General features: G+C 33.7%; 9 protein-coding genes. 5 read left to right on the top strand and 4 right to left on the bottom strand.

Annotated elements, in window-relative coordinates:
- Positions 1-363: 363 nt before the first annotated feature.
- The 4 genes from ACYSNX_RS12715 to ACYSNX_RS12700 all read right to left on the bottom strand — a co-directional run bounded on the left by ACYSNX_RS12715 (position 364) and on the right by ACYSNX_RS12700 (position 2614).
- A complete protein-coding gene (locus ACYSNX_RS12715; protein WP_461755037.1) occupies positions 364-435 on the bottom strand; it encodes a hypothetical protein in 72 nt (23 codons plus the stop codon).
- Between the two features lie 291 nt (positions 436-726).
- The gene (locus ACYSNX_RS12710; RefSeq protein ID WP_461755036.1) at positions 727-825 is read right to left on the bottom strand and encodes a hypothetical protein; all 99 of its coding nucleotides are present in this window, start codon (positions 823-825) and stop codon (positions 727-729) included.
- Positions 826-890: 65 nt separating this feature from the next.
- Positions 891-1331 carry a reverse transcriptase domain-containing protein gene (locus ACYSNX_RS12705; RefSeq protein ID WP_461755035.1) on the bottom strand — a complete coding sequence of 147 codons (441 nt, stop codon included), beginning with the start codon at positions 1329-1331 and terminating at the stop codon, positions 891-893.
- A 734-nt stretch (positions 1332-2065) separates the two neighbouring features.
- Complete coding sequence (locus ACYSNX_RS12700) at positions 2066-2614, bottom strand: hypothetical protein (protein WP_461755034.1); 549 nt, start codon at positions 2612-2614, stop codon at positions 2066-2068.
- A gap of 242 nt (positions 2615-2856) precedes the next feature.
- Between ACYSNX_RS12700 and ACYSNX_RS12695 the strand changes: the two genes are divergently transcribed.
- From ACYSNX_RS12695 to lgt, 5 genes are all read left to right on the top strand, one after another.
- The gene (locus ACYSNX_RS12695; RefSeq protein WP_461755033.1) at positions 2857-3078 is read left to right on the top strand and encodes a hypothetical protein; all 222 of its coding nucleotides are present in this window, start codon (positions 2857-2859) and stop codon (positions 3076-3078) included.
- A 360-nt stretch (positions 3079-3438) separates the two neighbouring features.
- Positions 3439-4110, top strand: coding sequence for a GTP cyclohydrolase I FolE (gene folE / locus ACYSNX_RS12690; protein ID WP_461755032.1), 672 nt, complete (start codon positions 3439-3441; stop codon positions 4108-4110).
- Positions 4111-4131: 21 nt separating this feature from the next.
- Entirely contained in the window at positions 4132-5610 is a 1479-nt protein-coding gene (gene cysS, locus ACYSNX_RS12685) for a cysteine--tRNA ligase (protein ID WP_461755031.1), read from the top strand.
- 52 nt (positions 5611-5662) lie between these two features.
- Positions 5663-5887 carry a membrane protein insertion efficiency factor YidD gene (gene yidD / locus ACYSNX_RS12680; RefSeq protein WP_461755030.1) on the top strand — a complete coding sequence of 75 codons (225 nt, stop codon included), beginning with the start codon at positions 5663-5665 and terminating at the stop codon, positions 5885-5887.
- A 72-nt stretch (positions 5888-5959) separates the two neighbouring features.
- Positions 5960-6886 carry a prolipoprotein diacylglyceryl transferase gene (lgt, locus tag ACYSNX_RS12675; protein WP_461755029.1) on the top strand — a complete coding sequence of 309 codons (927 nt, stop codon included), beginning with the start codon at positions 5960-5962 and terminating at the stop codon, positions 6884-6886.
- Positions 6887-7672 lie beyond the last annotated feature (786 nt).

The following is a 7672-nucleotide window of genomic DNA, read 5'->3' as shown; positions in this document are numbered from 1 at the left end:
TACTATACCTATTAGACCTGGCAGATCGCTGCCTAGAGATTTAGATAAAAGTAGATTAAGAAGAAATAATAAGTCTCCTAAAAATCAGAAAATTAACATATAATCTTTCCTTAACTTAATGACATTGCCTGGCATACAATTCCGTACCAAGGCCGTTCTTAACTTTGCGATACTTTTAAGTAGATGTCGTTTAAAGATGTATAGCCTGCTCGTTTTAGTACTTGTTTATTTAATGTAGTCTCTAGAATAAATATCAGGACCGTTCGACAATAACTTCTACGAGTATTTGCCCACTGATAAGCTTGACTACAACAGACTCCTAACCCTTCTTTTAAGATTTGTCATTCTTGTTCCTATTTTCTTCTAACTCTTCCATATAAACTTACGCATTCGAAAACGAACCCATTTATCTATACTTGTAATCTTTGCTGACATGTTTGCTAGTTCAAAATACGACACCCATCCTTGTTAGAATAGTCTTAAGGATTCTTTTAATTTGTCATATCTTTTTCCGTTGTTACGACTTGTAATTTCTTTGAGCCTTTCTTTTGAGTTTACTATAACTTTTGGGATGGACATAGAAGGCCCATTTTTTTACCTTTGGTTACATAAAAACTATATCCTAGGAATTTCTTTCCCTTGATATAACCAGTAGTTGTTTTTTCTTTATTTACTTTAACATAAAGTACTTCTTCTATAAACTTAGTGATACTTTCTTTCACCTGGTTAAGCTCTTTTACTTTTACAGAAGATTAAACAGTCATCCGCATAACGTATAAAGCGCAGTCCTCGCCTTTCAAGTTCCATGTCTAATTCATGTAACATAATATTACCAAGTAAAGGACTTAAGGGACCTCCTTGAGCAGCACCTAAAATACTCTCTTCGAATTTTACTTTTCTAAGCCTACCACGAACTGGTATCCCTTATCTAGGTGATTCTTTACTCCTTTTAAAGCAGTATGACAGTCTCTTTTAGGCCTAAACCCATGACTACTAGAGTGAAACTCCTTTTCATAGATAGGAGATAATACCTGAGCAATACTTTGCTGCACTACTCTATCTACTGCAGTTAGTATTCCAAGTAGCCGAACTTTCCCACCTTCTTTAGGTATTTCAACTCGGCGAACGGCTAAAGGAGAATATTTCCCGTCATTTATGGATTGGATTAATGACTCCTTGTTACTGCGGAGCCACTCTAGCAAGTTTTCCGTAGATAACTTGTCGATTCCATAGCTTCCTTTATTAGACTTAACCCTTTTGTAGGCTAAGGTCATATTGTTGGAGCTAAGAATTTGAGCAAGGAGATTTTCGCTATTTAAAGGTACTTCCATGAGGTTGTTTTCAGTTATCCCAATAAAGGTCTGCACTGTCTTGATAACTTTCGGATTCCGTCCTATCCTTTTCAGGGTAGTTATCAATATATTTTGATATTTTCTGCATTCCTGCCTTTGTTAGGTAACATTCATTTACTAGTCATTTAAATTAAGCTCGGGCCTTGAGTATTTCGTAAGACTTCTTGGTATTGCCAAGCTTGTATTCATACCTACTATGACCTCTGCTGACTTCTTACAGCAATTGTTATCCATAGTTCTGTAAAAAGAAAACTTTCCTATGTCTGTAAGACCTCCCCAGGTAAGAACAGTAACTTTCCCTTCATATACCTGCTATATTTACCCTAAATATCTCCGTACAACTTTGGACTTTAGTTTGTTTTGCAACCTTATCCGATATTATTGAGCCTGATATAGTTTCTACTGATAAGGTCAAGGGTTTACCTAGCGCTTGTTTCTGACTCCACCTCGCTATGGACACCCTTGCATTTGGCTAACACTTCCCGTTGTAAAGGCGTGCTTGAAACTTGCACCCTAGAGTTACTGACCATGCTGGGCACACAAACAAAAAGGGGGCGTCTCACAATTGAAGACAACCCCTTTTTTTGTTTTATACAATGTCGTGTTTTACATAGTATAATTTAATTATTTAATCTGAAATATAAATTATACCTAATAAATTATTCCTGAATGACAGCGAAGTAACTTTTATGAGATAGCCCCTTTTTTTTATTTTACCATGGTCTTTTATCTGTAGAAATTGGCTTAGATAAGTCAAAAACAACATTGAAAACGTTTTCAGAAGTAACTCTTTTTAAATTGTAAGAAAAGGTATCTCCATCAAGAGTTACCCACCAAAGATTTGCCCCTGCCCCAGGTAACATATCATTAGTATATTGATCTGCTGGGAAAAATTGTATCTCTTTTGAACCACTATGGCTTGTTGTCCCACCGTACATAGTCACTTCATCGGGAGTACCATCTTGTTTTCTGTGGTCGTGTTTAAGCTCCAATTTATCTCCTTTTACAGTAAATACCCAAGTACGCGACAAGTCATCTCCTACAAAAAAAGGCACTTTTATCTGTCCTGGCTCACATGAGCTCACATACATGATTAATTCCTTATTATCAAAATCCGAAGGTACAGGAGAACTTACTACCTTTCCTTGGTAGGCTTTGTGACAATGTTTATGCAATTCTTGCATAAACTCTTTACTTCCATCTTGTGCTTTAGCCACTAAACTAGCAGTTAAAATAAAAAGGCAAGCTAGCGTTTTTTTCATTTTTTAAATTGATTAAGGTTGATAGTTTGGCCTAAACTAGTACTATTTTTCCAATAAAAGAACTTTTTCCTTTTTTCTCCTATTACCCCCCTGGGTAAAACACTATAGCATACACCATCGCTTTAAGTGAGATTCAAACAAATAAAAGATCTAATAGCTAATCTTTTGCCAATGCATTAGGCTACTTGATCATTTTGATGTACTTTTAGGTTATACCAAAATAAACTATAAAAATATTGACTATGAAACCTATTAAAAATCAAAAAGACTATCAAATGGCCTTAGTGAAAATTCAACTTTTAGAGGAATCTACCTTAGATGAACAACAAAAAGACGAATTGGAAGTCCTCCATATTTTAGTAGAACATTACGAAAGGGAGAATGCTCCTATGGGTATGCCAGATCCGATTGATAGTATCAAGATTTTCAATGAATTTTTAACTGATAATAACAAGGACAAATAATCCTCTTATCCAAAATATAAATAAGCAAATAAAGCCCTTTACATTTGCCTTTAATGGGAAGTTAGATTCCCTTAGGTAAGTGCAAAGGGTTATTACATAGACAACAATACAACTTGCTAAGTTGGGGTTTAAATAAGAGGTTTTATTTCAAAATTTTGTACAAGACTAAAATTGACTATGTAAAACCAGATAAAGGATGCCTAAAATTCTTGAATAAAATCAATTAAAGACATGTACTACAAGTAGTTAGATTAAAAAACACCTACTACATAGTATTTATAGAATTACTAGACCTTATTATCTGTAATTATTATTTATATTTGTACCGATTTATAACAATTTGAATTAAAAAGAAACATAATGAATATCAACGAAAAGTTTCACGACGAAATGGGTGATAACCACATCGCTTCTAGTGATGCAACCCCATTAAGAGGTGATGCATTTGATCGCACAGACGAGGAGAAAATTGAGTTAATTAAAAAAGACGTTGAAAACATCTTAAATACTTTAGGTTTAGACTTAACAGATGATAGCTTAAAAGGAACTCCAAATCGTGTAGCAAAAATGTTTGTTAAAGAAATGTTTGGTGGTCTTAATCCGGCAAAAAAACCAAGTGCTTCTACATTTGATAATAAATATAAATATAGTGAAATGCTTGTAGAGAAAAACATTGTTGTTTATTCTACTTGTGAGCATCACTTATTACCTATCGTTGGACGTGCACACGTTGCATATATCTCTAATGGTACAGTAGTTGGTTTATCTAAAATGAACCGAATTGTAGACTATTATTCAAAACGTCCACAGGTTCAAGAAAGACTTACTATTCAAATCGTAAATGAATTAAAACGCGTTTTAAATACAGAAGATGTTGCTTGTATCATTGATGCTAAACACCTATGTGTTAATTCTCGTGGTATCCGCGATATTGAAAGTAGTACAGTAACTGCTGAGTTTGGAGGTAAATTCCAAGATGAAAATGTTCGTAAAGAATTTTTAGATTACATCAAATTAGAAACTAAGTTCTAATTAAAATACATAAATAAGACTATGGCATTATATCAAGAGCAACAATTAAAAGTTTATAATTCTATTACTTCAACTAAAGAAGTATTCACCCCTATCTTACCTGGAAAAGTAGGTATGTACGTGTGTGGACCTACTGTATATAGCTATGTGCATTTAGGTAATTGTAGAACTTTTATCTCATTTGACTTGGTATATCGCTACTTAAAACACTTGGGCTACCAAGTGCGTTATGTTCGCAATATTACCGATGTGGGTCATATAGTAGATGATGTAGATGAAGGAGAAGATAAAATTGCAAAAAGAGCTAGAATCGAGCAAATCGAACCAATGGAAATTGTACAAAAGTATACTATAGATTTTCATAATATTCTTCAGCAATTCAACAACCTTACTCCTAGCATTGAGCCTACAGCAACAGGACATATTATTGAACAGATCCAAGTAATTCAAGAAATAATCAAAAATGGTTATGCCTATGAAGTAAATGGATCGGTTTACTTTGATGTTTTAAAATACAATAACGACCATAATTATGGGATTTTAAGTGGTCGTAAAATTGAAGACTTAATTTCTAATACTAGGGATTTAGATGGTCAAAGTGATAAAAAAAATCCTTTAGATTTTGCTCTTTGGAAAAATGCAGAACCACAACATATTATGCGCTGGCCCTCTCCTTGGGGGGATGGTTTCCCAGGATGGCATTTAGAGTGTACTGCAATGAGTACAAAATATTTAGGTAATCATTTTGATATTCACGGAGGAGGAATGGATTTAAAATTCCCTCACCATGAATGTGAGATTGCTCAAAATCAAGCTTGTAATGGAAATACGCCAGTAAACTATTGGATGCATGCTAATATGCTTACCTTAAATGGTAAAAAAATGGCTAAATCTACTGGTAATAATATATTACCGGGAGAACTTTTCTCTGGAGAAAACACTATTTTAAGTAAAGCATTCGCTCCTAGTGTAGCACGTTTTTTCATCTTACAAGCGCATTATAGAAGTATCTTGGATTTCTCTGATGATGCTATTTTAGCTGCAGAAAAAGGTTTTTCACGTTTAATGGATGCCATTAAATTATTAAATGACCTACCTACTGCCTCTGAAAGTACTGTAGACATTAAAACATGGAGACAGCAATGTTATTCAGCAATGAATGACGACTTTAACAGTCCGATTTTAATTGCTCATTTATTCGAAGGGGTTAAGATGATTAACCTTATAAAAGAATCTAAGCAAAAAATAACAGCAAGCGATTTAACTCTATTAAGCGCAACAATGCATGATTTTGTATTTGATGTCTTAGGCCTAGAGGATCCCCAAGAACAACAAGCTAACAACGACCAATTAGAAGGTACAGTTAATTTGTTAATCCAAATGAGAAACTTAGCAAGAGCTAATAAAGATTTTGCTATGAGTGATCAAATAAGGGATGAACTAGACAAGTTAGGCATTACCTTAAAAGACGGTAAAGAAGGAACAACTTTTTCCATTTAAATATAAAAAGCTATAAGGTCACTTATAGCTTTTTGTTCTATATACCTATATTATGCTAAAGAAGATTTTAATATTCCCTTTTATAGTTCTAGTTAGATTCTATCAAATAGTTATCTCTCCCCTATTTCCACCTGCCTGTAGATATAGTCCAACTTGCTCTACTTATACCCTACAAGCCTTAAAGAAACATGGCCTTTTTAAAGGTGGTTGGCTCTCTATTAAGCGCATATTGAGTTGCCACCCATGGGGTAAAAGTGGTTATGATCCGGTTCCATAACACTAAGAGCATATTTTGATATTCTTATTGGAAATATTTTATTACTTTTAGCCTTTAACACTTATAATATTTATGATACATCCACTTTCTATTCTATGGAATCCAGCCGAGGGCATTAATCTAGGACCTATTCCTTTAAGATACTATAGCTTAATGTTTGTTATAGCATTTGGTTTAGGTTGGTTTTTAATGAAAAAAATATATGACAAAGAGGGAGAAAGCGTAGAGAATTTAGATAAGCTCTTTATCTATACTGTTATAGCTACTCTACTTGGTGCAAGATTAGGTCATGTCTTTTTTTATGACTGGGCTTACTATAAAAATAATTTATTTGAAATTATTTCCCCAGTTCGCTTCTCTCCTGAATTTCAAATTGTAGGTTTTAGTGGATTAGCTAGCCATGGTGCAGCTATTGCTATTATTTTAGTGATGTACTACTACAGTAAAAAAGTGATCCACAGACCTTTACTTTGGATTTTAGACCGATTAGCTATACCTGTGAGTATTGGTGGAGTCTTTGTTCGACTTGGAAACTTCTTTAATTCTGAAATTGTAGGTATCCCTACTCAAGCAGCTACAGGTGTACGTTTTATTAGAGATCAAATATCTCCAGGACAAGCTATGCAATTAACAGGACTTGCCGATCATAACAAGGCTTATTATGCCATTGCAAATGACTCACAATACTCTGCATATTTAGATATGATCGTAGCCAAACATCCTGCTCAATTATATGAAGCATTTGGATATGTGTTAGTATTTATTGTTGTGTATTTTCTTTATTGGAAAACCGATGCAGGCAAAAAGCTTGGGTATATCTTTGGTGTATTTTTAGTACTATTATGGTTGGTTAGATTCATTGTAGAGTTTGTCAAGGAAAGTCAAGGTGGTTTTGAAGAATCTCTGGGAGTCTTTTCAACTGGTCAGTGGCTAAGCTTACCGTTTATTTTAGTGGGAATCTACCTATGGGCTACGGCAAAAAACAGACCTACAACATAAAACAGTTATCTTATATAAGCAAAAAAAAGCCTGGTGATTTAGTCACCAGGCTTTTTTTGCTTATATATACTGTTATTATTTACATTTTTTATCTTTAGTCTAATAAAGGAAAGTTATTAAAATAAACAAGGCCCTTTGAAGTCGCAAAAGGCCTCGCAAGTGTAGAGTATAAGGGTCTTGAGATTATAAAAGTGGTTGTCATAGATTGAGAATTTTTCCTTTACATTAAAATCTCTCTTTTTCCAAATACTACGGACAGAAGTGTCAAAACGCTTACCCTACCGCTATATGTTGAAACTCTCCCTTATCTTCAAAGGGTGAATCGTTATATAAAAGTACTAAATATTTTTTACAAAACAAAACATAATGTGTTACATTTCAATTATTTAGCTTTTCAAATAAAGACCTTCAAATTAAAAATACCTCTACATAGCACCAATCTATCTTATGCTTTTTGAATGTTTGCCTTAGCCACTGTAGATTATATTATTTTAAAGGATTTAAGCGTTCTTTTTAATAGTTTAGTATACTTTTACCCTAAATGTATAAAGAACCTGTAAAACCAAGCCTATCAAGATATAATTAATATAAAAGGGGCTGTCTCTAAAGAAAAAGAGGCAGCCCTATTTTATTGCATTTTACGTCTGTGTGATTTTCGGTATTTTTCTAAATATGCGAAGCTCAGACATTGGAAAAATATATTTTCGGTATTTTGGTGTAAAAAGAGGCATTTTATGCCACTCTTTTTCTAATATTCTGTGCGATTGCCAATAATCCGAACTCTAA

The organism is Myroides sp. LJL115, from assembly GCF_054871665.1.
The sequence above is the reverse complement of the archived record's forward strand: the minus strand, read 5'-3'. Positions and strand labels throughout refer to the sequence as shown.